The organism is Blastococcus sp. SYSU DS0541 (assembly GCF_054050875.1).
The window spans coordinates 435,586-461,935 of the sequence record NZ_JBJHAD010000001.1 but is presented as its reverse complement, the minus strand read 5'-3'; the positions used below and the strand labels follow the sequence as shown (position 1 = coordinate 461,935).

General features: G+C 74.2%; 31 protein-coding genes. 7 read left to right on the top strand and 24 right to left on the bottom strand.

Annotated features, from left to right (window positions below):
- Positions 1-18 precede the first annotated feature (18 nt).
- The 3 genes from ACI794_RS02185 to ACI794_RS02175 are packed head-to-tail and all read left to right on the top strand — an operon-like array spanning position 19 to position 2,297.
- On the top strand, positions 19-942 hold the full coding sequence (locus tag ACI794_RS02185) for a hypothetical protein (RefSeq protein WP_456615577.1): 924 nt from the start codon (positions 19-21) through the stop codon (positions 940-942).
- A 2-nt stretch (positions 943-944) separates the two neighbouring features.
- Positions 945-1,928, top strand: a complete 984-nt coding sequence (locus tag ACI794_RS02180) for an LCP family protein (RefSeq protein ID WP_456615576.1) — start codon at positions 945-947, stop codon at positions 1,926-1,928.
- A 60-nt stretch (positions 1,929-1,988) separates the two neighbouring features.
- Positions 1,989-2,297 carry a DUF2631 domain-containing protein gene (locus ACI794_RS02175; RefSeq protein ID WP_456579019.1) on the top strand — a complete coding sequence of 103 codons (309 nt, stop codon included), beginning with the start codon at positions 1,989-1,991 and terminating at the stop codon, positions 2,295-2,297.
- A gap of 49 nt (positions 2,298-2,346) precedes the next feature.
- Here the strand turns inward: ACI794_RS02175 and ACI794_RS02170 are convergent, their stop codons facing one another.
- Positions 2,347-3,063, bottom strand: coding sequence for a VIT1/CCC1 transporter family protein (locus ACI794_RS02170; RefSeq protein WP_456579020.1), 717 nt, complete (start codon positions 3,061-3,063; stop codon positions 2,347-2,349).
- Entirely contained in the window at positions 3,060-4,238 is a 1,179-nt protein-coding gene (rlmN, locus tag ACI794_RS02165; RefSeq protein ID WP_456615575.1) for a 23S rRNA (adenine(2503)-C(2))-methyltransferase RlmN, read from the bottom strand. Before rlmN ends, ACI794_RS02170 begins: the two co-directional genes overlap by 4 nt.
- Before the next feature lie 94 nt (positions 4,239-4,332).
- On the opposite strand from rlmN, the gene ACI794_RS02160 reads away from it, so the two are divergent.
- Complete coding sequence (locus tag ACI794_RS02160; RefSeq protein WP_456603216.1) at positions 4,333-5,109, top strand: polyphosphate kinase 2 family protein; 777 nt, start codon at positions 4,333-4,335, stop codon at positions 5,107-5,109.
- Here the strand turns inward: ACI794_RS02160 and ACI794_RS02155 are convergent.
- On the bottom strand, positions 5,106-5,756 hold the full coding sequence (locus ACI794_RS02155; RefSeq protein ID WP_456603215.1) for a TrmH family RNA methyltransferase: 651 nt from the start codon (positions 5,754-5,756) through the stop codon (positions 5,106-5,108). The two genes, ACI794_RS02160 and ACI794_RS02155, sit on opposite strands and share 4 nt — an antisense overlap.
- A 17-nt stretch (positions 5,757-5,773) precedes the next feature.
- On the opposite strand from ACI794_RS02155, the gene ACI794_RS02150 reads away from it, so the two are divergent.
- A complete protein-coding gene (locus ACI794_RS02150) occupies positions 5,774-6,877 on the top strand; it encodes a GNAT family N-acetyltransferase (RefSeq protein WP_456615574.1) in 1,104 nt (367 codons plus the stop codon).
- Here ACI794_RS02150 and ACI794_RS02145 read toward each other — a convergent pair.
- The 5 genes from ACI794_RS02145 to rpsB form a co-directional block, all read right to left on the bottom strand.
- Positions 6,874-7,962, bottom strand: coding sequence for a phosphatidate cytidylyltransferase (locus ACI794_RS02145; RefSeq protein ID WP_456615573.1), 1,089 nt, complete (start codon positions 7,960-7,962; stop codon positions 6,874-6,876). The two genes, ACI794_RS02150 and ACI794_RS02145, sit on opposite strands and share 4 nt — an antisense overlap.
- Before the next feature lie 23 nt (positions 7,963-7,985).
- A complete protein-coding gene (gene frr, locus ACI794_RS02140) occupies positions 7,986-8,543 on the bottom strand; it encodes a ribosome recycling factor (RefSeq protein WP_456579026.1) in 558 nt (185 codons plus the stop codon).
- 70 nt (positions 8,544-8,613) lie between these two features.
- Positions 8,614-9,387, bottom strand: coding sequence for a UMP kinase (gene pyrH, locus ACI794_RS02135; protein ID WP_456579027.1), 774 nt, complete (start codon positions 9,385-9,387; stop codon positions 8,614-8,616).
- Positions 9,388-9,569: 182 nt separating this feature from the next.
- Positions 9,570-10,385 carry a translation elongation factor Ts gene (gene tsf / locus ACI794_RS02130; RefSeq protein ID WP_456603212.1) on the bottom strand — a complete coding sequence of 272 codons (816 nt, stop codon included), beginning with the start codon at positions 10,383-10,385 and terminating at the stop codon, positions 9,570-9,572.
- 98 nt (positions 10,386-10,483) lie between these two features.
- Positions 10,484-11,401, bottom strand: a complete 918-nt coding sequence (rpsB, locus tag ACI794_RS02125) for a 30S ribosomal protein S2 (RefSeq protein WP_456603211.1) — start codon at positions 11,399-11,401, stop codon at positions 10,484-10,486.
- Between the two features lie 317 nt (positions 11,402-11,718).
- On the opposite strand from rpsB, the gene ACI794_RS02120 reads away from it, so the two are divergent.
- On the top strand, positions 11,719-12,279 hold the full coding sequence (locus ACI794_RS02120) for a M23 family metallopeptidase (protein WP_456615572.1): 561 nt from the start codon (positions 11,719-11,721) through the stop codon (positions 12,277-12,279).
- Between the two features lie 66 nt (positions 12,280-12,345).
- Positions 12,346-12,975 (top strand): DUF4262 domain-containing protein, encoded by a 630-nt coding sequence (locus tag ACI794_RS02115; RefSeq protein ID WP_456615571.1) that lies wholly within the window; start codon positions 12,346-12,348, stop codon positions 12,973-12,975.
- Between the two features lie 34 nt (positions 12,976-13,009).
- Here the strand turns inward: ACI794_RS02115 and whiG are convergent, their stop codons facing one another.
- From whiG to ACI794_RS02035, 16 genes are all read right to left on the bottom strand, one after another.
- Positions 13,010-13,810, bottom strand: a complete 801-nt coding sequence (gene whiG, locus ACI794_RS02110; protein ID WP_456579032.1) for an RNA polymerase sigma factor WhiG — start codon at positions 13,808-13,810, stop codon at positions 13,010-13,012.
- 92 nt (positions 13,811-13,902) lie between these two features.
- Positions 13,903-14,841 (bottom strand): tyrosine recombinase XerC, encoded by a 939-nt coding sequence (locus ACI794_RS02105; RefSeq protein WP_456615570.1) that lies wholly within the window; start codon positions 14,839-14,841, stop codon positions 13,903-13,905.
- Between the two features lie 31 nt (positions 14,842-14,872).
- Positions 14,873-16,123: a DNA-processing protein DprA gene (gene dprA / locus ACI794_RS02100; protein ID WP_456603207.1), complete on the bottom strand. Its 1,251-nt coding sequence runs from the start codon at positions 16,121-16,123 to the stop codon at positions 14,873-14,875.
- Entirely contained in the window at positions 16,120-17,640 is a 1,521-nt protein-coding gene (locus tag ACI794_RS02095) for a YifB family Mg chelatase-like AAA ATPase (RefSeq protein WP_456615569.1), read from the bottom strand. Before ACI794_RS02095 ends, dprA begins: the two co-directional genes overlap by 4 nt.
- Complete coding sequence (locus tag ACI794_RS02090; RefSeq protein ID WP_456579036.1) at positions 17,637-17,996, bottom strand: YraN family protein; 360 nt, start codon at positions 17,994-17,996, stop codon at positions 17,637-17,639. The genes ACI794_RS02095 and ACI794_RS02090 overlap by 4 nt, the downstream gene beginning before the upstream one ends.
- Positions 17,997-18,074: 78 nt before the next feature.
- Positions 18,075-18,395, bottom strand: a complete 321-nt coding sequence (locus tag ACI794_RS02085; protein WP_456579037.1) for a DUF2469 domain-containing protein — start codon at positions 18,393-18,395, stop codon at positions 18,075-18,077.
- Positions 18,392-19,270: a ribonuclease HII gene (locus tag ACI794_RS02080; RefSeq protein ID WP_456603205.1), complete on the bottom strand. Its 879-nt coding sequence runs from the start codon at positions 19,268-19,270 to the stop codon at positions 18,392-18,394. Before ACI794_RS02080 ends, ACI794_RS02085 begins: the two co-directional genes overlap by 4 nt.
- A gap of 109 nt (positions 19,271-19,379) precedes the next feature.
- On the bottom strand, positions 19,380-20,087 hold the full coding sequence (locus ACI794_RS02075) for a LuxR C-terminal-related transcriptional regulator (protein ID WP_456603204.1): 708 nt from the start codon (positions 20,085-20,087) through the stop codon (positions 19,380-19,382).
- A 158-nt stretch (positions 20,088-20,245) separates the two neighbouring features.
- Positions 20,246-21,190, bottom strand: a complete 945-nt coding sequence (gene lepB / locus ACI794_RS02070; protein ID WP_456603203.1) for a signal peptidase I — start codon at positions 21,188-21,190, stop codon at positions 20,246-20,248.
- 78 nt (positions 21,191-21,268) lie between these two features.
- Entirely contained in the window at positions 21,269-21,625 is a 357-nt protein-coding gene (gene rplS / locus ACI794_RS02065) for a 50S ribosomal protein L19 (RefSeq protein WP_091933693.1), read from the bottom strand.
- Positions 21,626-21,771: 146 nt separating this feature from the next.
- Complete coding sequence (locus tag ACI794_RS02060) at positions 21,772-22,269, bottom strand: NUDIX hydrolase (RefSeq protein WP_456603202.1); 498 nt, start codon at positions 22,267-22,269, stop codon at positions 21,772-21,774.
- On the bottom strand, positions 22,262-23,005 hold the full coding sequence (gene trmD, locus ACI794_RS02055; RefSeq protein WP_456603201.1) for a tRNA (guanosine(37)-N1)-methyltransferase TrmD: 744 nt from the start codon (positions 23,003-23,005) through the stop codon (positions 22,262-22,264). The genes ACI794_RS02060 and trmD overlap by 8 nt, the downstream gene beginning before the upstream one ends.
- Positions 23,002-23,547, bottom strand: coding sequence for a ribosome maturation factor RimM (rimM, locus tag ACI794_RS02050; protein ID WP_456603200.1), 546 nt, complete (start codon positions 23,545-23,547; stop codon positions 23,002-23,004). Before rimM ends, trmD begins: the two co-directional genes overlap by 4 nt.
- 12 nt (positions 23,548-23,559) lie before the next feature.
- Positions 23,560-23,796, bottom strand: a complete 237-nt coding sequence (locus ACI794_RS02045) for an RNA-binding protein (protein ID WP_104529572.1) — start codon at positions 23,794-23,796, stop codon at positions 23,560-23,562.
- A gap of 3 nt (positions 23,797-23,799) precedes the next feature.
- Complete coding sequence (rpsP, locus tag ACI794_RS02040; protein ID WP_456603199.1) at positions 23,800-24,270, bottom strand: 30S ribosomal protein S16; 471 nt, start codon at positions 24,268-24,270, stop codon at positions 23,800-23,802.
- Between the two features lie 294 nt (positions 24,271-24,564).
- On the bottom strand, positions 24,565-26,313 hold the full coding sequence (locus ACI794_RS02035; RefSeq protein ID WP_456603198.1) for a proline--tRNA ligase: 1,749 nt from the start codon (positions 26,311-26,313) through the stop codon (positions 24,565-24,567).
- Positions 26,314-26,350 lie beyond the last annotated feature (37 nt).

Here is a 26,350-nt window from a genome sequence, read left to right as displayed (position 1 = left end):
CGACCATCGGAGCTCGCCATGTCGCACCGCACCACCAAGCGCGTCGCCGCCGCCACCGGCTTCGCCGTCGCCACGGTCTCCCTCGGCATGGCCTTCGCGCCCGCCGCCCTCGCCGCACCGACCGGGCTCGCCGCACCCACCGGCCCGGCGAGCGCGCAGGCCGGGCAGGTGTTCGAGGTGAGCGGCAGTGGCTGCGTCGCCGACGATCCGGAGAACCCGGACTACGAGGCCGGCGTCATCGTCTTCACGGACATGACGGACCTCGACGACGACAACTCGCCCCTGTTCCTCGCCGTTCCCACGGCCGAGGGCGACTGGACGGCGGAGATCTCCTTCCCGGCCGGCACGCCGGCCGGCGCGCACGAGGTGTACGCGGACTGCGACTACGCCTACAGCGCCGAGCTCGCCGAGTACCCGACCCTCACCGTGACCGTGCAGGCGCCGGCCACGACCACTCCCACCCCGCCGCCGGCCGCGCCGAAGACCGACGCCCCGGTTCCCGGCGCCATCCGCGGCACCTCGTCGAACACCCCCGGGGTCGCCGTCCAGACCACGGGTGCCACCACGAAGGACGCCGTCCTCGGCCAGAAGGTCGTCAAGGTCTACAAGGGCTTCCAGCCCTTCGAGAAGGTCACGCTGACCATGCACTCGACCCCGACCACGATCGGCACCTTCACCGCGACCGCCGAGGGCGTCGTCACCGCCGAGTTCATGCTTCCCGCGGGCACGACCGCGGGCACCCACACGCTGGTGCTCGAGGGCGACCAGGGCACCTACTTCCAGGAGTCCCTGCAGGTGGCGGCCGCCACGAGCAGCACCGGCAGCCTGGCCTACACCGGTGCCAGCGTCGGCCTGCCGCTGGCCCTCGGCGCCGGCCTGCTCGTCGCGGGTGGCGGCGCACTTGCCCTTTCCCGTCGCCGCGCGGAGGCCTCGCAGGCCTGAGCATGACCTCTCCGCACGACCCGGAAGCCGGCCAGGGCACCCCTGGCCGGCTTCCGGCGCGTTCCGGGGCCCGACGGCGGCTGCCGGCGGTGCTGGTGGCGCTGCTCGCGCTCCTCGGGGTCGTCGCCGTCGACGTCGTCGCGGTCGCGGCGCGGGTCGAGCGCCTGGAAGCCGATCTGGCGAACGGCTCCGGGGACGCCGACGGCCGGACCTGGGTCCTCGTCGGCGTGGACTCACGCGAGCGGTTGCCCCAGGGAACCGACGCGCGTGACTTCGGCACGGTCGAGACGGTGCCGGGCAGTCGTGCGGACGTCGTCCTGGTCGTGCACCGGACCGACGCCGGGACCACGGTGTTCTCCGTCCCCCGCGACGTCCTCGTCCGGCACGGCCGCAGCGTCGACCGGCTCGCCCTGACCTGGCTCGACGGCCCCCAGGCCACGGTGGACGCGCTCTGCACCCTCGGCATCCCCACCGACCACCTGGTGAGCGTCGACCTCGCCGGTTTCGCCGCGGTCGTCGACGCGGTCGGCGGCTTGCGCGTGGACGTCCCCCGGCCGGTCCGCGACCCCGCTGCGGGGTTGCTGCTGGAGACCGCCGGGCGTACCCACGTCGACGGGACGACCGCGCTGGCCATGGTCCGCTCCCGCCACCCGCAGCACCTGGTGGACGGAGCCTGGGCCCCCGCTCCCGTCGACCCGGACGGGCGGGCGGACGCGGCCGGCGACGTCCTGGCCGCGCTGGCCACCCAGGTGCGGGCGTCGGCCGCACGCCCCTGGCTGCTGCAGTCGGTCATCTGGACCGCCTCGGGCGCCGTCGCCGTCGATCCCGGCACCTCGGTGGCCGACCTGCTCGACCTGGCCCTCTCCGACGTCGGCGAGGTCTCCGTGCTGCCCGTGGGCGACCCGGTGGGGGACGGGCTGGCCCGCCTCCCGACGGCCGCGACCACCGCCGCCGTCGCGGGGGCGGGGCTCTCCTGCGACGGCTGACGACCCGCCGGGCCACCACCTCGGAGCGTGGAGTGCGCCGGCTCCTGCCAGAATGGTCGGGTGACCGAGGCACTGCACTCCCCGTCGACCCAGCGGGTCAACCAGCCCGGCCGTGAAGAGGCCGTCGTCCGCGCCGGCGAGCACCCCGTCGAGCACGAGGAGCCCCAGGACTGGGGCTGGCACGGCGAGACCGGCGCCTGGGGCCGGATCGGCGCCGTCGTCGCCTTGGGCTTCCTCCTGCTCATGCTGGCCGGCAACGAGCCGTTGATCAGCACCGGGCACGTCTGGGTCCTCGCCCTCACCGCCCTGGGCGCGCTGGTGCTGTTCATGGACTGGCGCCGCCGGAAGAACTCCTGGCGCAGCCGCTAGACCGGCTCGGCACCCCTGCGCGCGGCCCCGGGCGACGCCCGGCGGCCGCTCAGGTGACGGCGACCCCGATCGCCGCGCCGATCAGGTAGGTCACCCCGGCCGCGGCCGCCCCGAACAGGAGCTGGCGCAGACCGGCGTACCACCACGGCCGCGGGGTGAAGCGTGAGGAGAGGGCTCCGGCCAGCAGCAGCCCCAGCCCGCCGCTGAGCAGGGCGACCCAGAGGACCGGCACGCCGAGGAAGTAAGGCAGCAACGGCAGCACGGCACCGGTGCCGAAGGTCAGGAACGACGAGACCGCGGCGACCCGTGGCGAGGGCCGGTCGTCGGTGCTCACGCCGAGCTCGGCCAGCACGTGCAACCGCAGCGCGACCTCCGGGTCGGCCGAGAGCTGGACGGCGACCTGCCGGGCCAGCCGGGCGTCCACCCCGCGGTCCTGCAGCATCGCGGTCAGCTCCGCGAGCTCGCCGGCGGGGTTGCGGGTCAGCTCGCGCCGCTCCTTCTCGACCTCGAGGTCGAGCTGCTCGTTCTGCGTCTTCACCGAGGTGTACTCGCCGAGCGCCATCGACACCGCGCCGGCGACGAGGCTGGCGACACCGGCCAGCACGATGGCACGGGGGGCGGCACCCCCGCCCGCGACGCCGGCGACGAGCGCGGTGTTGGTGACCAAGCCGTCCATGGCCCCGAAGACGGCGGCCCGGAGCCAGCCACCGGAGACGTCGGCGTGGGTGTGCTCGTGCGCCTCGGCCTCGCGCGGCGCCGTGCTCACGCCTGGTCGGCCTCCGCGCCGAGCGGGACAGGCGCCTCGGCAGACGGCGTGGGCAGGGCCACCGCGGGCACGCCCTCGACCCGGTCGGCGGCGGCGAGCTGCCCGCAGGCACCGTCGATGTCCTGCCCGCGGGTGTCGCGCACCGTGGTGGCGACGCCGGCCGCCCGCAGCCGGGCGACGAACTCCCGCTGGGCGGGGAGCGGGCTGGCGTCCCACGGGCTGCCCGGCGTGGGGTTGAGCGGGATGAGGTTCACGTGCGCGAGCTTCCCGGCCAGCAGCTTGCCGAGCAGGTCGGCGCGGAACGGCTGGTCGTTGACGTCGCGGATGAGCGCGTACTCCACCGAGTAGCGGCGCCCGGTGCGCTGCGCGTAGGCGTCGGCGGCGTCGACGACCTCGCCGACCTTCCAGCGCGTGTTGATCGGCACCAGGGTGTCGCGCAGCTCGTCGTCGGGGGCGTGCAGGCTCACCGCGAGGGTGACGTTGCGCCCCTCCTCGGTGAGCCGCCGGATGGCCGGCACCAGGCCGACGGTGGAGACCGTCACCGACCGCTGCGAGAGGCCCAGCCCGTAGGGGGCGGTGCCGAGCAGCGCGTCGAGGGTGGCCCGCACGCGGGCGTAGTTGGCCAGCGGCTCCCCCATGCCCATGAAGACCACGTTGGAGAGCCGCCCGGGCCCGCCGGCGATCTCGCCGTTCGCCATCGCCGCCGACGCCGCCACCGCCTGCCCGATGATCTCGGCGGCGGAGAGGTTGCGGGTCAGGCCGGCCTGGCCGGTGGCGCAGAACGGGCAGGCCATGCCGCAGCCGGCCTGGCTGGAGATGCAGACGGTGGCGCGGTCGGGGTAGCGCATGAGCACGCTCTCCACCAGGGCGCCGTCGTGCAGCCGCCAGAGGGTCTTGCGGGTGCGGCCGTTGTCCGCCGTCTGGTGGCGGACCACGGTCAGCAGGCCGGGCAGCAGCGCCTCGCGCAGCGTCTCGCGGACGGCGGCAGGGATGTCGGTCATCTCGGCCGGGTCGGTGACCCCGCGGTAGAAGTGCCGGGCGAGCTGGTCGGCGCGGAAGGCCGGCTGGCCGAGCTCGACCACCGCCGCGCGGGCCTCCTCGCGGGTGAGGTCGGCGAGGTGGCGCGGGGGCTTGCCGCGGCGGGGGGCGTCGAAGACCAGGGGGAGGGCAGTCATGGCGCTCTCCATCGTCCCACTCCCCCGGCCCGGGGACCCGGTCCGGAGAGGCAACTCACGCGGACGGGCCGGATCCCTGGCAGTCTCCGGGTGCATGAGCAGGCTGGACGACGTCGACCTGAGCCTCCACCTGGACAAGAAGGAGGCCAAGAAGCAGCTCGCCGCCGCCCAGGAGCGGCTGGTGCACCTGCGCCTGCTGCTCGGCGGCCAGATCGGGCCCGGCGAGCTCGGCCCGCCGCTGCTGGTGCTCTTCGAGGGCTGGGACGCATCGGGCAAGGGCGGGGCGATCCAGCGGCTGGTCGGCGAGCTCGACCCGCGGCACGTGCGGGTGGCGCAGTTCGCCGCCCCCACCCCCGACGAGAAACGGCACCACTTCCTGTGGCGGTTCTGGCCGGTGCTGCCGGGATGGGGCGGTATGGCCGTGCTCGACCGCTCCTGGTACGGCCGGGTGCTGGTGGAGCGGGTGGAGGGTTTCGCCGAGGAGGAGGCGTGGCGCCGGGCCTACCAGGAGATCGTCGACCTGGAGACCTCGCTGGCCGCCGAGGGCACGGTGCTGGTGAAGTTCTGGATGCACGTCTCCCCCGAGGAGCAGCTGCACCGGTTCGAGTCGCGCCGCGCGAACCCGTACAAGGCCTGGAAGCTCACCGACGAGGACTGGCGGAACCGGGAGAAGCGCGGCGAGTACGAGGCGGCGGTCGAGGAGATGCTGGAGCGCACCGACACCCCCGAGGCGCCGTGGCACGTGATCCCCGCCGACGACAAGCGGTGGGCCCGCGTCGCCGTCGTCCGGACGGTCTGCGAGGCGGTCGAGGCGGCGCTGCACGCCCGTGGCATCGACCCCGACCCGCCGCTGACCGGGGATCAGGACTAGCGCGCGGCCCCCAGGTCGGCGTGCCGGCGCACCCAGGCGTGCATGGCGATGCCCGCGGCGACGCCGGCGTTGATCGAGCGGGTGGAACCGAACTGGGCGATCGAGACCGTGAGGGCTGCCCCGGCCCGCGCCTCCTCGGTGAGCCCCGGCCCCTCCTGGCCGAACAGCAGCACGCAGCGCTCGGGCAGCTCGGCGGTCTCCAGGGGGACGGCGCCGGGCCCGTTGTCGACGGCGACGACGGCGAGCGCCCGCTCCGCCGCGAACGCCAGCAGCCCGCCGACGTCGTCATGGTGGCGCAGGTGCTGGTACCGGTCGGTGACCATGGCGCCGCGACGGTTCCACCGTCGCCGGCCCACCACGTGCACCTCGGCGGCGAGGAAGGCGTTGGCGGTGCGCACCACCGTGCCGATGTTCAGGTCGTGGCCGAAGTTCTCGATGGCGACGTGGAAGGGGTGCCGGCGCCGGTCGAGGTCGGCGACGATCGCCTCGACCGTCCAGTAGCGGTACCGGTCGACGACGTTGCGCCGGTCGCCCTCGGCGAGCAGCTGCGGGTCGTAGCGGGGGTCGTCCGGCCACGGCCCCGCCCACGGGCCCACGCCGACCGTCGCGCCCCAGTCGGTGGGGCCGGGCTGTTCGTCCTCGTGCACGCAGGGAGGATCGCAGGGTGACCGACGACGTCCTCCTGCACCTGGTCGAGCCGGCCGCGTGGCGCGCCGCCCTGGGCAGGGGCGCGATCGCCCCGGCGGCGGAGGGCTTCGTGCACCTCTCGACGCCGGAGCAGGTGCACCTGCCCGCGCAGCGGCTGTTCCCCGGCCGCCGTGACCTGGCGCTGCTCGTCGTCGACCCCGCACGGCTCCCCCACCCGGTGCGGTGGGAACCCGGGCATCCTGACGACCCGGCGGGGATGCTGTTCCCCCACCTCCACGGCCCGCTGCCGGCGTCATCGGTCGTGGCGGTCGTCCCGTACCGGCCGCCGGCGCCGCTCGTGCTACCCGCGCCGGGCGACGCCCTCGCCCGCGCGGTGGCGCTCTACGCCTCGGTACCGGTCCGGCGGGCCGTCGGCGTGGGGGACGTACCGGGTGGCGTGGCGGTGCTGGACCCGGACGTCCCGCACTCCCGGGACAACAACCGGCTGGTCCTCACCGGGCCGGTCGACGCGGCGACCGTCGAGGCCTCCGCCGAGGAGGTCGGTGGCAACGCCGGGTGGCCGCACCTGGCAGCGCTCCTGACCTGGCCCGGCGCCGCGTCGGTCGCCGCCGAGCTCGCCGCCCGCGGCTGGGCCGCCGAGGAGCTCGTGCTCATGGGCCGCCCCACGGCGCTCGCCGTGCCGGCCGCCGCCGTGCGGGCCGAGGTGGTCGACCAGCGGGAGGTCCACGGCCTGTGGGACCGGGGCTGGCGCCGCGACCTCGCCGCCCTCGGCGACCGGCTGGAGCCGGTGGTGCGGCAGCTCATCGGCCGGGAGCAGCTCAACGACCGGGTGGTCGCGGTGACCGACGTGGTGGTGCGGGAGGACGGCCGGGTGGTGGCCGCCGCGCAGTTGCGGGTGGACGGCGCCACCGCGGCCGTGGAGTCGGTGATGACCGATCCGGACGCCCGCGGGCGCGGGTACGGCGACGCGGTGCTCGCCCGGGTGCTCGAGCTGGCCGCCGAGGCCGGCTGCGACCTGGTCGTGCTGGAGGCCGCGGGCGACGACTGGCCGCGGCACTGGTACGCCCGGCGCGGGTTCGCGGAGCTGGGCACGACCTGGTCCGTCGACCGGGAGCCCTAGACGGGCGCGAGGACCGCCAGGAGCAGGTAGGCCGCCGCCGCGGACGGAAGCAGCGAGTCCAACCGGTCCATGATGCCGCCGTGACCGGGCAGCAGGTCCCCCATGTCCTTGATGCCGAGGTCGCGCTTGATGAGCGACTCGGCGAGATCCCCCACGGTCGCCGAGACGGCGATCGCGGCCCCGAAGACCAGCCCGCCCCACCAGGGTGCGCCGAGGCCGAGCACCAGGATCGGCGTGGCCATCAGCATGCAGGCGAGCACGGACCCGGCCATGCCCTCCCACGACTTCTTGGGGCTGATCGAGGGCGCCATCGGGTGCTTGCCGAACAGCACCCCGGCGGCGTAACCCCCGACGTCGCTGGCGATGACCGTGGCGATGAAGGCCAGCACCCGCACGGCGCCGTCCTCGGGCACGAGCAGGAGGACGGCGAAGCCGGCCAGCAGGGGGACGTAGAGCGCGACCAGGACGCCGGCGGCCGCGTCCCGCCGGTAGCCGACCGGGCCGGCGGCCAGTCGCCACAGGAGCACCGCCAGGGCGGTCAGGAGGAAGCCGGTGAGCAGGCCGGTGGGGCCGCGCGTCCAGGCGAGCGCCTCCATGGCGAAGGCGCCGACGAGCAGCGGCACGAGCGGCGCGGAGTACCCGCCCTTGCCCAGGGCCCGGGTGAGCTCCACGACGGCGACGAGGATCGCGGCGACGAGCACCCCGAGGAACGCCGGGCGCCAGACGAACAGTGACACGACGATGACCGCGACCAGCCCGACGCCGACGCCGATGGCCGCGCGCAGGTTCCGGCCGGCGCGGCTCACCGGCTGCTCCGTGGTGGGCAGCTGGGCGACCGCCTCGGGCAGCGGCATGGCCGTGGCCGTGGGGACGTCGTCGGCGGCATCGGGGGTCGGCCCGGGTTCGTCGGGGACCGGAAGCGGCGAGCGGGACGGGAGCGGCGGCAGCGGGCGGGACGCCGCGACCGGCACCGGCCCGGTGTCGCCGTCCCGCCGGCGCCCGCCCGACCCCGGGCCACCCACCCGCGGGTAGGACTGACCCCCCGGGCGCAGGGAGCCCGGGCGGTCGGCGGGGGGAGGTGTCATCGGAGCGGCGGCCGAAGTGGAGGTCAGACCTCGAGGAGCTCGGTCTCCTTGTTCTTCATCGCCTCGTCGACGTGCGCGACGTGCTGGGCGGTGAGGTCGTCGAGCTCCTTCTCCGCGCGACGCACGTCGTCCTCGCCGGCCTCGCCGTCCTTGGCGATGCGGTCGAGCTCCTCCTTCGCGCGGCGGCGGATGTTGCGGAGCGCCACCTTCGCGTCCTCGCCCTTGGCGCGGGCCTGCTTCACCAGGTCGCGACGGCGCTCCTCGGTGAGCTGCGGGAACACCACGCGCAGGATCTGACCGTCGTTGGTCGGGTTGACACCCAGGTCGCTGTCGCGGATGGCCCTCTCGATGGCCGTCAGCTGCGACATGTCGTAGGGCTTGATGACCGCCATCCGCGCCTCGGGCACGGTGATCGAGGCCATCTGGGGCACCGGGGTGTAGGCGCCGTAGTAGTCGACCATGATCTTGCTGAACATCGAGGGCGTGGCACGGCCGGTGCGGACCGAGCCCAGGTCCTCGCGCGCCACCGAGAGGGCCTTGTCCATCCGCTCCTCGGCGTCGAGCAGGGTGTCGTCGATCACGGGGTGTCCCTCCTGCGGCGGTTCTCGTTCCGCCGGCGTCCTCGTCTGTGCCCGATCGGTGCAGCCGGCGTCACGCCGGCTGGCTGATCAACGTGCCGATCTTCTCACCTGCGGTGGCGCGGGCGATGTTGCCGTCGCGCAGCAGGTCGAACACGACGATCGGCATGGCGTTGTCCATGCAGAGGCTGATCGCCGTCGCGTCCGCGACCTTGAGCTGCTTGGCCAGCACGGTCGCGTAGTCGAGGTCGTCGTACATGACGGCGTCGGGGTTGGTGCGGGGGTCGTCGTCGTAGACGCCGTCGACACCGTTCTTGCCCATGAGCAGCACCTGGCACTCGATCTCCAACGCCCGCTGGGCGGCGACGGTGTCGGTGGAGAAGTACGGCATGCCGGCGCCGGCGCCGAAGATGACCAGCCGGCCTTTCTCCAGGTGCCGGATCGCCTTGCGCGGGATGTAGGGCTCGGCGACCTGGCCCATCGTGATGGCCGACTGCACCCGGGTCTCCAGCCCCGCCTTCTCGCAGAAGTCCTGCAGCGCCAGGCAGTTCATGACCGTGCCGAGCATGCCCATGTAGTCGGCCTTGGTCCGGTCCATGCCGGCCTGCGAGAGCTCCGCGCCGCGGAAGAAGTTGCCGCCGCCCATGACGACGGCGACCTGGGTGCCCCGGGAGACGACCTCGGCGAGCTGCTCCGCGATCCCCTTGACGATGTCGGCGTCGACGCCGACCTTGCCGCCGCCGAAGGACTCACCGGAGAGCTTGAGCAGCACGCGCTTGTAGCCGTCCCCGTCGGCCGGCTGGAAGGCGGTGGGGGCGGACAGCGGCGCGGTGGTGGTGTCGGTCAACGGTTCATCCCTGGGTGGAGTCGATGGGTGCTGTCGGTGGAGTGATCCTGCCGCATCCGGGTGCCCCGCTCCTGCCGAGCGAGGGCGTCCGCACAGCAAAGGACCCCGCTGCCCCCCACGCTCGGCGCGGGCCCCTGCACCGGGGCCGAATGGGGACGCGGGGTCCTCTGCTGTACGGCTCGTTACGCCTGGCCGACCTCGAAGCGCGCGAAGCGCTCCACGGTCAGGCCGGCCTCGTCGACGATCTGCTTGACCGTGCGCTTGGGCTCGGTGATCGACGGCTGCTCGAGGAGGACGAAGTCCTTGTAGTAGGCGTTGACCCGCCCCTCGACGATCTTGGAGATCGCCTGCTCGGGCTTGCCCTCCTCCTTTGCGGTCTGCTCGGCCACGCGGCGCTCGGTCTCGACCGCCTCGGCCGGGACCTCCTCACGGGTGAGGTAGCGCGGCCGTGCGGCGGCGATGTGCATCGCCAGGCTGCGGGCGGCGTCCTCGCTGCCACCGGAGTACTGCACGGCGACACCGATGGCCGGGGGCAGGTCGGTGGCCCGCTTGTGCAGGTAGGTGGCGGTGGTGCCCTCGAACGCGGCGAACCGGCTCAGGACCAGCTTCTCGCCGATGCGGGCGGACTCGCCCTCGACGAGCGCGGCCACGGTCTGGCCGTCGACCTCGCTGGTGAGCAGGCTCTCGGCGTCGGAGGCCTTGTTCGTCAGGCCGATCTCGAGCAGGCGCTCGGCCAGCGCGATGAAGTCGGCGTTCTTGGCGACGAAGTCGGTCTCGCAGTCGAGCTCGAGCAGCGCGCCGTCCTTGCTGACGACGATGCCGTTCGTGGTGGAGCGCTCGAGACGCTTGCCGACGTCCTTGGCGCCCTTGACCCGCAGCAGCTCGACGGCCTTGTCGTAGTCGCCGTCGGCCTCGGTGAGGGCCTTCTTGCAGTCCATCATGCCGGCGCCGGTGGCGTCGCGGAGACGCTTGACGTCGGCCGCGGTGAACTCAGCCATGTCACTTCCTTCTGGATGTGGTGAAGCGGAACGCCCGGAAAGCCCCGTCCCGAGGCTCACCCCGAGCTTGCGAGGGGTGAGAGGGACGGGGTCCTTTCTCAGACGGCGTTGTTCTCCTTGCCACCGGTGGTGGCGGGGACGTCCTCGACCGGGGCGACCTCGCCGACGGTGACGTCGGCCGGCTGCGCCGGGGTCTCCGGCAGCGGCGTGGCGGCGGCCTGCTCGTCGGCGGTACCGCCGGTGAGCAGCTCGCGCTCCCAGTCGGCGAGCGGCTCGCCGGCGCCGACGGCGGGCTCGCCGTCCTCGCGCCCGGCGTTGGCCTGCGCGGCGGAGCGGGCCATGAGGCCCTCCGCGACGGCGTCGGCGATGACCCGGGTCAGCACGGTGATGCTGCGGATCGCGTCGTCGTTGCCCGGGATCTTGTAGTCGACCTCGTCGGGGTCGCAGTTGGTGTCGAGGATCGCGACGACCGGGATGTTGAGCTTGCGGGCCTCGCCGACGGCGATGTGCTCCTTCTTGGTGTCCACGATCCAGATGGCGCTGGGCACCTTCTGCATGTCGCGGATACCGCCGAGCGAGCGCTCGAGCTTGGCCTTCTCCCGGCTGAGGACCAGCTGCTCCTTCTTGGAGAGGCTGACCAGCACGCCGGTCTGCTCCATGTCCTCGAGCTCCTTGAGGCGCTGGAGGCGCTTGTGGACCGTCTGGAAGTTGGTGAGCATGCCGCCCAGCCAGCGCTGGTTGACGTAGGGCATGCCGACCCGCGTCGCCTGCTCGGCGACGACCTCCTGCGCCTGGCGCTTGGTGCCGACGAACAGGATCGAGCCGCCGTGGGCGACCGTCTGCTTGACGAACTCGTACGCCGAGTCGATGTACCCGAGCGTCTGCTGCAGGTCGATGATGTAGATGCCGTTGCGCTCGGTGAAGATGAAGCGCTTCATCTTCGGGTTCCAGCGACGGGTCTGGTGCCCGAAGTGGACGCCGCTGTCGAGCAGCTGCTTCATGCTGACGACTGCCATATCGCAGCCTCTCTGCTCTCGCGCGCGACCGAGGCCGCGCGGATTCCGGTTGTCGCGGGCACCGGGTGGTGCACGCCCTGACGTCCTGCGGCGCCACTCACCCGGCTGGGCCGGGACCGAGGTGGCGACTGCCCCGCCGATCGGCGGGAAGAGGACGCGCGAAGTCGACCCGCTCGCACGGGCCGCACCGGACAGCATACGCGTCGTCCACCGGCACCCTCGTCGCGCCGGTCGGCGACCCGTCCACAGCGGGTACGGGCGTCCACACGTACCGGCCGCCCGCCCCCCAGCACGCCGCCCGCGACCAGCATCGGGGGATGCCCCTACGCGCCCGTCCGCTGGCCGCCCTGTTCCTCGGTCTGCTCGTCCTGGCCGGCGTCGTCCCCGCCACGGCGTCGCCGACCGCCGCCGGGCCGTCCCGACCGGAGCCGCTCTGGAGCGCTCCCCTGCCCGGCGAGCCGGTGGTCACCCGCCCGTTCGAGCCACCTCCGCACCGGTACGGGCCCGGGCACCGCGGGGTCGACCTGGCAGCCGCTCCCGGCTCCCCGGTGCGGGCGGCCGGCGACGGGGTCGTCGTCTTCGCCGGGATGGTCGCCGGGCGGCCCGTGGTCAGCGTCGACCACGCCGGAGGGCTCCGGACGACGTACGAGCCGGTGACGCCGTCGGTGGGCACCGGCCGGTCCGTCGTCCGTGGAGCTCGTCTGGGCGTGCTGCTGGCCGGCCACGACGAGTGCCCGGTCGCCGCCTGCCTGCACTGGGGGGCGCGCCGCGGCGAGGTCTACCTCGACCCCATGTCGCTGCTCCGGCCCCCGCGGGTGCGACTGCTCCCCCTTGCCGGCGATGCCCACGGTGCACCACAGCCAGTCAGCGCGCGGTGACAGGTCGTACGCACCGTCCCTGCGGGGATCCCGGGCGACCCGGCACCCCGGCGCTACCGTCCAGGTGTGCGATTCCGACGCAAGCGTGCCGCCAACCCGGGCTCCGGCGAGCCCACCGGTGTCGAGCAGGCCGGTGCCGGGACGACCGACGTGCAGCCGGCCGAGGCCCCGGCCCCGGCGACCGCGGCCCGACCGGTCGAGAGCGGGCCGGTCGAGAGCGGGCCGACCGAGGGCGAGCAGGACGCCGACCAGGTGCTGAGGGGCCTGCACCAGGTGATCGACACCTTCGGGTGGGCGGTGCTGCACGGTGGCGGCACGCCCGGCGAGCCGCGCTACTCCTACACGGTGGGCCTCGCAGCGTGGGAGCACCCCGAGGTGGTCGTGGTGGGGCTGCCGTTCCCCGCCGCGGAGAAGTACCTGAACCTGGTCGGCGAGGCGGTCCGGGGCGGGGCCCGGTTCGCGCCGGGTACCGCCACGGCGGCGCTGACCGACGAGGACTCCCCCGTGGTCTTCCTCCGCGTCGAGGACACCGAGCGGCTCACCGTGATCGAGCAGCTGCACGGCACCGTGGACGCGCTGCAGCTCATCTGGCCCGACTCCACCGGCCGGCTGCCCTGGCAGGAGGGGCACCGCAATCCGCCGGGCACTCAGCCGCTGCTGGGCCCCCGTCCGGACGACGACCCGGCCGGCAACTGACCGCCGTTCCCAGCGGAGACGCCGCTGCCCGACGTCAGGCGATGTCAGCGAGCTTGGTGCGCAGGTGCAGGACCGCCTTGGTGTGCAGCTGGCAGATCCGGCTCTCGGTCACGCCGAGCACCCGCCCGATGTCCGCGAGCGTGAGGCCCTCGAAGTAGTAGAGCGAGACGACGACCTTCTCCCGCTCGGGCAGCTGCTCGACCGCGCGGGCCAGCAGCTGCCGGGCCTCGCCGTGTTCCGCCATCGCCTGCGGGTCCAGGGCGCTGGGGTCCTGCAGGGTGTCGCCGAGGCGCGGGGAGCCGCCCTCGTCGTCGGTCAGCAGCTCGTCGAGGGCCACCACGTTGACCAGCGAGAGCTGGCCCAGGAACTTCCGGATGTCCTCGACGTCCATGTCCATGGCGTCGGCGACCTCTTCGTCGGTCGGCGTCCGGTGCAGCCTGCTCTCGAGCTCGGCGACGGTGCGCTCGAAGGCCCGGGCCTTGACGCGCACCGACCGCGGGATCCAGTCGGTGTTGCGCAGCTCGTCGATGATCGCGCCGCGGATGCGCGCCATCGCGTAGCTCTCGAACTTCACCTCGCGGGTGGGCTCGTAGCGGGTGATCGCGTCGATGAGCCCGAACGTCCCGTAGGAGATGAGGTCGGCCTGCTCGACGTGCGCGGGCAGACCGCTGCCCACCCGGCCGGCGACGTACTTCACCAGCGGCGCGTAGTGGAGGATCAGCCGGTCGCGCAGGCCGGCGTCCCGGCCCTCGACGTACCGCGCCCACAGGTCGGCCAGCAGGGCATCGGCGTCCTCACCGGACTCGTCGATGCGACGGATGGTTGCCTCAGACACGGTGGCGCTCCTCGGTCGTGCTGCGCGGGCACCGTCCGTGGTCCCGCGTGGTCCTGACTGCGTCCGCAGATCCCGCCACCCGGCCGCGCGCGTCAGGCACGGGGGTGCGCCTGGGCGTGGACCGCACGGAGCCGCTCGACCGTCACGTGCGTGTAGATCTGTGTCGTCGCGAGGCTAGCGTGGCCGAGCAGCTCCTGTACGGAACGCAGGTCCGCGCCGCCCTCGAGGACGTGCGTGGCCGCGGAGTGCCGCAGCCCGTGCGGGCCGATGTCCGGCGCCCCCGGGACGCCGGCCGTCGCGGCGTGCACCGTCCGCCGGGCCTCCCGCGCGTCGAGGCGGCCGCCGCGCAGCCCGAGCAGGAGCGCCGGCCCGGAGTCCGGCCGGACGAGGGCCGGGCGCCCGCGGGTCAGCCAGGCCTCCAGCGCCCGCTCGGCGGGCACGCCGTACGGCACGCTGCGCTCCTTCCTGCCCTTGCCCAGCACACGCAGCAGCCGTCGCCCGCGGTCGACGTCGTCGACGTCCAGGCCGACGAGCTCGCTGACCCGGATGCCGCTGGCGTACAGCAGCTCCAGGACGACCGCGTCGCGGAGCTGCACCGGCTCCTCGGCGCCCGCCGCCGTCTCCACCAGGGCCCGCGCCTGCTCGGGCGCCAGGACATCGGGGAGGGTGCGGTGCGCCTTCGGGCTCACCAGGCGCTGGCCGACGTCCTCGGGGGTGAGGGCGGCGCGGCGCAGCCAGGCGGTGAACGACCGCGCGGCCGACGCGTGGCGGGCGGTCGTCGAGCGGCTGTGCCCGCGGGTGCGCCCCTGGGCCAGCCAGCTCCGCAGGGTGGCGAGGTCGAGGTCGTGCGGCTGGGTGCCGCTGCGCCGGGCGAGGTGGTCCAGCAGCCGGGCGACGTCGCCGACGTAGCTGCGCACGGTGTTCGCCGAGAGGTCGCGCTGCCCGGTCAGGTGCTCCTCGTAGCCGGCCAGCGCCTCGGCCAGCGCGGGCGGCAGCCCGGCGCGGACCTCGTCGGTGCTGGGCGTGGCCACGGGGGCACCGTCCGTCGGCGCCCGGCCCCGGTCAAGCCGCCGCGCCGGGCGGCTTCGGCGGCGGGGCCAGCCGCCAGCCCGTGCTCGTCCGCTGGACCAGCTCCGCCACCTCCAGTGCCGGCAGCACGCGCAGCACCTCGAGCACGTCGCAGCCGGCGGTGCGGGCCAGCCGCTCCGGGCTGACGCCGCTGCGCACCGGGCAGGCGTCGAGCACCCGCACGGCGAGGTCGGAGAGCCCGTCGCGCGGGGAGGCAGGCCGGGGAGCGGCCTCGGCCAGATCGACACCGATGCCGCCGACCTCCTCGATGACGTGCGCCGCGCAGGTCACCAGCCGAGCGCCACCCTCCTCGTCCCGGAGGAGCTCGTGGCAGCCCACGCTCATCGCCGAGGTGACCGGACCGGGGACCACCAGCACCCGTCGCCCGAGGTCGCGCGCGCGGTTCGCCGTCGCCTGCGCGCCCGACCGGGCCGCCGCCTCGACCACGACCGTGCCGCGGCTCAGCGCCGCGATGAGGCGGTTGCGGACCAGGAAGCGGTGCTGGTGGGGCGCGGCACCCGGGGGCCACTCGCTGACCAGCAGGCCGCTCGCGGCGATCCGGTCGAGCAGCGTCCCGTTCCCCGCCGGGTACGGGCGGTCCACGCCGGAGGCGAGGACGGCGATCGTCGGCCCCTGCGCCGCGAGCGCACCGCGGTGGGCGGCCGCGTCGATCCCGAAGGCGCCCCCGGAGACCACCGTCCAGCCGCGAGCGGCGAGCTGGTGCCCCAGCTCGGCGGCCACGTGCTCGCCGTACGCTGTCGAGGCCCGGGAGCCGACGACCGCCACGGAACGGTCGGTGACCTCGGCCAACCGGGCCGTCCCCCGCACCCAGAGGGCGAGTGGCGGCACGAGCGCCTGCGTGCGCTTCGCCTGCCGCGTGCGGTCGTGCGGCTGCTGCAGCGCAGCCATGGTCAGCGCGTGCAGCGCGAAGGCCGGCCACTCGTCGTCCTCCGGCACCACCAGCCGGGCGCCGCACCGCTCCGCGCGCTGCAGATCTGCCGCCGTCGCGTCCTGCCCCGCCCGGGCGCCCACGATGGCCCGGACCCGGTCGGGAGCCGTTCCGGCGCGGATGCATCGGGTGGCTTCCACCGGGCCGACGTCCTCGACCCAGCGCCAGAGGTCGACGACCCCCGGCTCGACCGCCCGGCTGAGCCACGCCCGCGCCCGGCGGACCCCCGGGTGCACCTCGCCCGCCACCGGCGGCGCGCCGGCCGCGTCCTCCAGGTCCTCCTCGAGGGTGGTCACGCCACGGCCCGCTGCAGCCGCATGCCGAGGGCCTCGGCGACGTCGTCGGTGCACGGCACGCCGCGCCCGGCCAGGTCGGCGACCGTCCACGCGACGCGCACCACCCGGTCGAAGCCACGCACCGAGATGGAGCCGCGCTCGAGCGCCCGCTCGGCCAGCCGGAGCGACGCCCGCGGGATCGCGAACCGGTCGCGCAGCAGGCGACCCGGCACCTCGCTGTTGAGCGCGAGCCCGGTGCCGGCGAGCCGCGCCCGTGCCGCGGCCCGCGCCCGGGCCACCCGCGCGGCGACCACGTCGGTGGACTCCGGCGCGGGGAGCCCGTCGAGCCAGGCCGCCCGGGTGACCGGGGGCAGCTCCACCCGCAGGTCGACGCGGTCGAGCAGCGGACCGGAGAGGCGTGCCTGGTACCGCCGCCGCTCCAGCGGGCTGCAGGTGCAAGCGGTGTCCCCCGCGGCGGTGGCGCACGGGCAGGGGTTCGCCGCCAGCACGAGCTGCGCCCGGCACGGGAACGTGGCCGCGCCCGCGGCCCGCTGGATGGTGACCTGCCCCCGCTCCAGGGGCTGGCGCAGCGTGTCGAGCACCGCCCGGGGGAACTCGGGCGCCTCGTCGAGGAACAGGACTCCGCGGTGCGCCCGGCACAGCGCGCCCGGCCGGATCTGGCCCGAGCCACCCCCGATCAGCGCCGCCATCGTCGCCGAGTGGTGCGGCGCCTCGAAGGTCGGCCGGGTGATCAGCGGCGCCTCCGGCGGCAGAGCGCCGGCGATGGAGTGGATGGCCGTGACCTCGAGCGCCGCCTCTTCGTCCAGCGGGGGCAGCAGCCCGGGCAGCCGCTCGGCGAGCATCGTCTTGCCGGCACCGGGCGGCCCGGCGAGGTAGAGGTGGTGCCCGCCGGCGGCGGCGACCTCCACGGCCCGGCGGCCGGCGGCCTGGCCGACGACGTCCCCGAGCTCCGGCACCGGCGGCTGCGCGGGCGCCGCCCCGCGGACGTGCGGGGTCAGTCGCGCCGCGCCCAACAGGTGCGCGACGAGCTGGGTGAGGGTCGCGACGGCGAGCACCTCGACCCGGTCCACCAGGGCCGCCTCGGCGGCGTTCTCCACCGGGACGACGACCTGCGCGTGCCCGGCTCGGGCCGCCGCGAGGACCGCCGGCAGGACGCCGCGGATGGAGCGCACGGAGCCGTCCAGGCCCAGCTCGCCGAGGAGCACCAGCCGGTCGACGGCGCCGGCGGGCACCGCGCCCGCGGCGGCCAGCACCCCGGCGGCCACGGCGAGGTCGAACCCGCTCCCCTGCTTGGGCATCGACGCGGGCGAGAGCCCGATGGTCACCCGGCGGACGGGGAACTCGCCGCCGGCGTTCGCGATCGCGGCGCGCACCCGGTCGACCGACTGGCGGACCACCGCGTCGGGCAGCCCGACGAGCACCACACCGGGCAGCCCGGCGGCGATGTCCACCTCGACCTCGACCATCGCGCCGCGGACGCCGGCGAGCCCGACCGACCACGTGCGGGCCAGCGTCACGAGAAAGCCCCCCGCAGGTGCGTGACGACCGCCGGGCGCTCCGGGCGCACCAGCACGCCCACCACGTCGAAGCGCACCTCGGGGGCGTGGTGGTCGTGCACGGCCAGCCAGCGCTGCGCCAACGTCCGGATCCGGCGCCGCTTGGCGAGGGTGACCGCCTCGACGGGATGGCCGTAGCCCGTGCCCCGCCGCGTCTTCACCTCGCAGAAGACGAGGGCGTCACCTTCCCGCGCGACGAGATCGATCTCGCCCTCGCGGCAGCGCCAGTTGCGGTCGAGGACGCGCAGGCCGGCGTCGGTCAGGTAGGCGACGGCGATGCGTTCACCGCGGGCGCCGAGTTCGGTGGTGGGAGGCACCCCCCGACCGTGCCGCCGCGGGGGCGCCGGGCCGAGCCCCTGGGGCGATCTGTGGACGGGGCCGCCGGGTGTGGACGGCTACGGCAGCCGGGGACCGTCCGGGAGCTCGAGGTCGGGCTTGTCGAGCTCCTCGACGTTGACGTCCTTGAACGTCAGCACGCGCACGTTGCGCACGAACCGGGCGGGCCGGTACATGTCCCACACCCAGGCGTCGGAGAGCTTCAGCTCGAAGTAGACCTCTCCCGCGGCCTCCCGCACCTGCAGGTCAACGGAGTTGGCCAGGTAGAACCGGCGCTCGGTCTCCACCACGTACGTGAACTGCCGGACGATGTCCCGGTACTCGCGATAGAGCTGCAGCTCCATCTCGGTCTCGTACTTCTCGAGGTCTTCGGTGCTCATCGACACTGCTCCGCATCGCTGCTCCGCAGGGGAACCGGATGCCTACGGCTGATGCCGGCAGGGGAACCGGACGCCTGCGGCGACCCTCGAAGGTCCTCGGTGCTCGTCAGGGCTAAGGACACAGGGCGCATGGGCCCATCATCGACCATGGCACCGGAACCGGTCAGGTGGGTGGTCCGCTCGGCGTGCGCGTCGCGGGCGCTGCGCACGTTGACGAAGCGCATCCGGTGCTCGGGGCAGGGCCCGTGGCGGTCCAGCGCGGCGGTGTGCACGTCGGTGATGTAGCCCTTGTGGCCGGCGAAGTCGTACTCCGGCCAGCGCTCGTGCAGCTCGAGCATGATCCGGTCGCGGGTCACCTTGGCCAGCACCGAGGCCGCGGCCACGCAGGCGGCCACCCGGTCGCCCTTCCAGACGGCCAGCCCCGGGCGGGCGAGGCCCGGCACGGGGAAGCCGTCGGTCAGCACGTAGTCCGGGCCGGGGTCCAGCGTGCACACCGCGCGGCGCAGCGCCTCGATGTTGGTCACGTGCATGCCCCGGGCGTCGAGGTCCGCGACCGGCAGGACGACGACCGACCACGCGACCGCCCGGTCGAGGATCTCGTCGTAGGCACGCTCCCGGGCGGCCGCCGTGAGCAGCTTGGAGTCGGCCAGCCCCGGCACCCGGCCCCGGCGTCCCGCGGGCAGGATGCAGGCCGCGGCGACCAGCGGGCCGGCGCAGGCACCCCGCCCGGCCTCGTCGGCCCCGGCGACCGCCTCGAACCCCCGCCGGCGCAGCGCGCGCTCCATGTCCCAGAGCGCGTCGGGCCGGTCGTCGGCGAGGGTGCGCCGGACGCGGACCGCCGGCGCGGATGGGGTGTGGGTGGGAGGTGCGGCCATCGCCGCACGACACTACGACGGCGGGCCGACACCGCCGCCGCCCCCCGGACGCGCCGCAGGCCGGCTCCCGGGAACGGGAGCCGGCCTGCGGGGGCGGGAGAGGAGCCGGTCAGACGTCGGCCGTCTCCTCGGGGGATGCGGCCGCCGGGTGCGCGCCGCAGCCGCAGCCCGGACCGCGGTTGGAGAGGACCAGCGAGACGGCGTGCGCCCGGTCGCGGGCACCCAGCTTGCGCAGGATGGCCTTGACGTGGGACTTGACCGTGTCCTCGCTGATGAAGAGGTTGCGGCCGATCTGCCGGTTCGACTGGCCCTGCAGCAGCTCGTCCAGGACGTCCTGCTCGCGGCGGGTCAGCGGCACCTCGGGGGCGAACGGCTTGGCGGTCGGCACGGCGGAGGGCTCCACGCGGCGGATCTGCGGATCGACCACGGTGCGCCCGGCGCGGGCGGCGAGGATCGCCCAGCCGAGCAGCGTCGGGGACGTGTTGATCATCAGGTAGCCGCGGATGCCGGCTGCCAGGGCCTCGTTGACCACGGCCGGGTCCTCGGAGGTGGCCAGCGCGACGATCGCGACCCGGGGGAAGCGGCGCCGCAGATCACGGCAGGCGTTCAGCGTGGCCGCCCGACCGGACCCCAGCTCCACCACGACGGCGTCGGGGCGGGCGGTCTCGACCAGGGTGAGGGCCCGCCGCAGCTCGCCGGGAGTGCCGACGGCCTGCATGCCGGCGGTCTCGTTGATCATGCTCACCAGCCCGCGACGCAGGACGGGCGCGTCGGCGAGGAGGAGCACGCGGGTGATGCCGCGCGCGGTGCTCGCCATGGGTGCAGACACAACTGACTCCGTTTCACTTCCGGGAACGTGCAATCACTCCATCGGAAGGGGAAAACGGTTGCTTGAATGCTTTTCCGGCAATTCTTGTGCGATTGCCCGCGGCGATGGTGAAAGGCGCCGGAATCACTCCTGCAACGCCACGACCATCAGGAGGACGGTGGGACGGCGCGCGCCCGCCGGCGCCACGCGGTGAGGGGCACGGCACCGGCCAGCCCGACGGCGTAGGGCAGCACCGCCACCGCGCCCACCGGGCCCACCCCGTCATCGGGGACCGGGGGCACGGCTCCCGACGCCTCGACGCCCTGGATGTCCGGGGAGTCGAGCAATCCGAACCGGTCCAGCGGCCAGACGATGACCGCGGCCTTGCCGATGACGTCGTCGACAGCGACGGTGCCGGCGTACTCGTCACCCACGTGCGAGCGCGAGTCCGCCGACGCGGAGCGGTGGTCCCCCATGACCCACAGCCGGCCCTCGGGAACGGTCACCGGGCCGAACGGCCGGCTCTCGATGGGCATGTCCTCGAAGATGTAGGGCTCCTCGAGCGGTTCGCCGTCGACGGTGACCCGGCCCTCGACGTCGCAGCACTGGACGGTCTGCCCCTCGGTGGCGATGACGCGCTTGACGAAGTCGTCCTCGCTGGGCGGCGCGACGCCGATCGTGCGGCCCAGCCACAGCAGCGCGCCGGTGAACCAGTTGCCGGGCTCCTCGACCGATATCTCCGGCGTCCAGGTGTCCGGGCCGCGGAAGACGACGATGTCACCGGGTTCGGGCTCCCCGAACCAGTACGGCACCTTGTTGACCAGCACCCGGTCGCCGGTGCAGCCGGTGCAGCCGTGCAGCGTCTGCTCCATCGATCCGGAGGGGATGAAGAAGGCCTGCACGAAGAAGGTCTTGACCACCAGCGCGAGCACGAAGGCGATCAGCAGGAGGACCGGCAGCTCCCGCAGGAGCGAACCCTTCTTCGGGTCCTTCGCCCTCCGGCGCCGGCGCACGGGCCTCTCGGAGGCGGGTGAGGCGTCGGGGGTCCGGTCGGGCTCGTCGGGTTCGCCCGGGACGACGTCGGCGGGCCCCCCGGGCCGGTCGCTGCTCATCAGGAGCCAGCGTACGGCGCGGGGGACCCGCCGAGTTCCAGCCGGTCGGCCCGGCTGCAGCGTGTCCTCGCGGGGAGGTCAGCGCGCGACGGTCTCGCGCTTCTCCTTGATCTTGGCGGCCTTGCCGCGCAGCTCGCGGAGGTAGTAGAGCTTGGCGCGACGCACGTCACCGCGGGTCAGCACCTCGATCTTCTCCACGACGGGGGTGTGCACCGGGAAGGTGCGCTCGACCCCGACACCGAAGCTGACCTTGCGCACGGTGAAGGTCTCGCGGATGCCGCCGCCCTGACGGCGGATGACGACACCCTGGAAGACCTGGATCCGCGAGCGGTTGCCCTCGATGACGCGGACGTGCACCTTGACGGTGTCACCCGGGCGGAACGAGGGGATGTCGTCGCGCAGCGAGTCGGCGTCGAGTGCGTCCAGGGTGTTCATCTCGGCAGTCCTCAGTCTCAGGTGGCTCGTTCTCGGTTCGGACAGCGGAACGCCCCGGCTGTCCGTTCCGGGGGGCTGCGGCTCCGGTGCGGAGCTCCCGACAGCGGTGCCGTCGGTCAGCAGCGACTCTCTACTGTGCCACATCGTCACGCGACGATGCGCGGCGGGCCCGTCCACGGCCCCGCCCGCAGCTCCGCCACCAGAGCGGCGAGGTCGGCCGGGACGAAGGCTCCCCCCGCCGCCAGCTCGCCGGTCGTCCACCACCGGTGCGGTTCGTCGGCCAGCAGCTCCAGCGCGGTGAGCGCACCGGGGACGACCTCGTGGACGACGTCGCGCAGCACGAAGAACGTCTCGCGGGTGTCGAACACCTGCTCGCCGAACGGCCCGACGTGCCGCCGCAGCCACACCGGCCCCTCGAGCGCGGTCGTCTCGACGTGCAGCCCGATCTCCTCGGCTAGCTCCCGGACGGCGGCCGCGCGGAGGGTCTCGCCGTCCTCCACTCCCCCGCCGGGCGTGTACCAGAACAGCACCTCGCCGGGCGGCACGGAGGGATCGGGCAGCCGGGCGCCGAGCAGCAGCACCCGCCCCTCCGGGTCCAGGACGACGACGCGCGCCGTCGTCCGCTGGACCGGCCGGTCAGCCACCGGCCAGCGACGCCCGCTCGGCGTCGGTGAGCGCGTCGTCCGGCAGGGCGGCCAGCAGGTCGGGGCGGCGGGCCGCCGTGCGGCGCAGGGACTCGGCGCGCCGCCAGCGGTCGATGGCGGCGTGGTCCCCCGACAGCAGGACCGGGGGCACCTCGTGGCCCCGCCAGTTCGCCGGCCGGGTGTAGGAGGGGCCCTCGAGCAGGCCGTCGGCGTGCGAGTCGTACTCCGCGGACTCGCGGTTGCCCAGCACCCCGGGGATGAGCCGGGTGACCGCCTCGGTCATCACCAGGACGGCGGCCTCACCGCCGGCGAGCACGTAGTCGCCGATCGAGACCTCGGAGACCGGCCCGGCCTCGGCCGCCCAGTCGGCGACCCGCTGGTCGATGCCCTCGTAGCGCCCGCAGGCGAAGACCAGCCCGGGCTCGGTCGACCACTCCACCGCCATCGCGTGGGTGAACGGCCGACCGGCGGGGGTCGGCACCACGAGCCGGGTGCCGGGCGGGCGGACGGCCTCCAGGGCGCGGCCCCACGGCTCGGGCTTCATCACCATGCCGGGGCCACCGCCGTACGGGGCGTCGTCGACGGTGCGGTGGACGTCGTCGGTCCACTGCCGGAGGTCGTGCACGCCGACCTCGACCAGTCCCCGCTCGACGGCCTTGCCGAGCAGCGACTGGCGCAGCGGCGCCAGGTACTCCGGGAAGATCGTGACGACGTCGATCCGGAAGGCGTGACTCACAGGTCGAGCAGCCCCTCGGGCGGGTCGACCACCACGAACCCGCCGGCGACGTCGACGGTCGGCACGATCGCGGTGACGAACGGGATCAGCGCGTCCCCGCCCTCGACGCGGCGGACGACCAGCAGGTCCTGCGCCTCGTGGCGGACCGCGGTCACCTCACCGATCACCGTGCCGTCCGGGAGCCGGGCGGCCAGGCCGACGAGCTGGTGGTCGTAGTAGGAGTCGGGGTCGTCGAGCTCGGGCAGGTCGGCGACCCGGACCAGCAGCAAGGTGTTGCGCAGCTCGTCGACGGCCTCGCGGACGTCGTAGACGGCGCCATCGGGTGCGGCGAGCTGGAGCAGCAGCGTGCCGCTGTGCCACCGCCGGTCGACGACGGTGAGCGGGCCGCGCTCCGCCGGATCGGTCAGCAGCACCGCCCCGGGGGCGAAGCGCCCCTCAGGGTCGTCGGTGCGTACCTCGACGGTGGCCAGACCACGGACACCGTGGGGCCGGCCGATGCGGCCGACCACCACGGTGTCGGTGGGTTCGTTCTGGGTGCTCAAAGGAGCCGGTGCTCAGCGCCCGTCGGTGTCGACGACGTCGACCCGCAGGCCTCGTCCGCCGACCCCGGTCATCACCTGGCGCAGCGCCTTGGCGGTGCGCCCGCCGCGGCCGATGACCTTGCCGAGGTCGTCCGGGTGGACGCGGATCTCGAGGGTCTTGCCGCGGCGGTTGGTGAGCAGGTCGACGGTGACGTCGTCGGGGTTGTCGACGATGCCCCTGACCAGGTGCTCGAGCGCTTCTTCGAGCACGTCTTACTCGGCCGGCGTCTCGGCCGGAGCGGCGTCGGCTGCGGGGGCGTCGGCCGCAGAGGCGTCCGCCTTCGGAGCCTCGGCCTTGGGGGCGGCCTTCTTCTTGGGGGTGGTGGCGCCGGCGGCCGGCTCCTCCATACCCGCGCGGACGGCCTCCTCGTACAGGGCCTTCTTGTCCGGCTTCGGGGCAGCGACCTTCATGGGAGCCGGGGCCGGCTCGCCCTTGAACTTCTGCCAGTCACCGGTCACCCGGAAGATGGCGGCGACGGCCTCGGTCGGCTGCGCGCCGACGCCCAGCCAGTACTGCGCCCGCTCGGAGTCGACCTCGATGAAGGAGGGGTCCTCCTTCGGGTGGTACTTGCCGATCGTCTCGATCGAGCGGCCGTCACGCTTGGTGCGGGCGTCGGCGACGACGATGCGGTAGTACGGCGCGCGCATCTTGCCCAGGCGCATGAGCTTGATCTTGGTGGCCACGGTGTGTGGTGTTCTCCTCGAACGCGTTTCGGGTGCTCGCCGGGCGACGTGTGGGGGTACGCCGGGGCGGAGCCAGGGACACGCACGTCACCGGTGAGAGGGCCGCCGACGCCGTGTTCGACCGACCATGATGCCAGACGCCCGGACGGGGCGGTCACGCAGCCGGGTCGGCCCGCGCGGACGCACCGACCACGGCCGCCGGACGCCGTCCACCCTCGCCGCAGCGCGTCCTCCCTCACCGCACACCCTGAGGGAGGACGCGCCATGATCAGGTTCCCTGATCGTGGCTGGGGGTCAGCTGCGGACGGCGGCCAGCACGCGGGCGGTGGCGTCGTCGACGGGGATCTCCTCGCGCTCCCCCGTGGCCCGGTCCCGCAGCTCCAGGACGCCCTCGGCCAGGCCGCGGCCGACGGTGACGATCGTCGGCATGCCGAGCAGCTCGGCGTCCTTGAACTTCACGCCGGGCGAGACCTTCGGCCGGTCGTCGTAGAGCACGGTGAGGCCGGCGGCGACGAGCTGGGCCGCCAGCGACTCGGCGGCCTCGAAGACGGCGGCGTCCTTGCCGGTGGCCACGACGTGCACGTCGGCCGGGGCGACCTCCCGTGGCCAGACCAGCCCGAGCTCGTCGTGCGTCGACTCGGCGATCGCGGCGACGGCACGGGAGACGCCGATGCCGTAGGAGCCCATCGTCACGGTGACCAGCTTGCCGTTCTCGTCGAGCACCTTGAGGTCCAGCGCCTCGGCGTACTTGCGGCCGAGCTGGAAGATGTGGCCCATCTCGACGCCGCGAGCGAGCTCCAGCGGACCGGAGCCGTCGGGCGCGGGGTCGCCGGCCAGCACCTCGGCGGCCTCGATGACGCCGTCCCAGGTGAAGTCCCGGCCGGCGACCAGGTCGAACACGTGCTTGCCGGGTGCGTTCGCGCCGGTGATCCAGCGGCTGCCGGGAACCACCCGCGGGTCGACCAGGTAGCGGATGCCCGACTCGCTCCCACTGCCGAGCACCTGCGGCCCGATGTAGCCCTTGACCAGCGCCGGGTGCTGGTCGAACTCGGTGAACGGCTCGACCTCCGCCGGGGCCACCTGCGCCCCGAGGCGCTTGGCGTCGACGTCCCGGTCGCCGGGGATGCCGACGACCAGCGGCTCGCGGGTGCCGTCGGGGTGCACGAGGGTGACGACGACGTTCTTCAGCGTCGAGGCCGCGGTGTAGCCGGCCTCGGGGAACATGTCCCGCGCGACGGCGACCAGCGTCTCGATGGTCGGGGTGTCGGGGGTGTCCTCGACGTGCGCCTCGGGCAGGCCCTCGAGCGGGATCTCGTCGGGGACGACGGTGGTGACCGCTTCGACGTTGGCCGCGTAGCCACCGGCCGAGCGGACGAAGGTGTCCTCCCCGATCTCGGTCGGGTGCAGGAACTCCTCGCTCTTGGAGCCGCCCATGGCGCCCGACATCGCGGAGACGATGGCGTACTCCAGGCCGAGCCGGTCGAAGATCTTGATGTACGCGTCGCGGTGCGCGGCGTAGGACGTGTCCAGCCCGGCGTCGTCGACGTCGAAGGAGTAGCTGTCCTTCATGGTGAACTCGCGGCCGCGCAGCAGCCCGGCCCGGGGACGCGCCTCGTCCCGGAACTTGGTCTGGATCTGGTAGAGCGAGAGCGGCAGGTCCTTGTAGGACGAGTACAGGTCCTTCACCAGGAGCGTGAACATCTCCTCGTGCGTGGGGCCGAGCAGGTGGTCGACGCCGCGACGGTCCTTGAGCCGGAAGAGGTTGTCGCCGTACTCGGTCCAGCGCCCGGTGGCCTCGTAGGGCTCCTTGGGCAGCAGCGAGGGGAAGTGCACCTCCTGCGCGCCCATCGCGTCCATCTCCTCGCGGATGATCCGCTCGACGTTGCGGAAGACGCGGAAGCCCAGCGGCAGCCAGGTGAACCCGCCGGGGGCCGCGCGCCGGATGTAGCCGGCCCGCGCGAGCAGGCGGTGGCTGGCGACCTCGGCGTCGGCCGGGTCGTCCCGAAGGGTCCGGAGGAACAGGGTCGACATCCGCAGCAGCACGGCAGCAGTCTCCCAGGCCCGGCGGGGGACCTCCCCC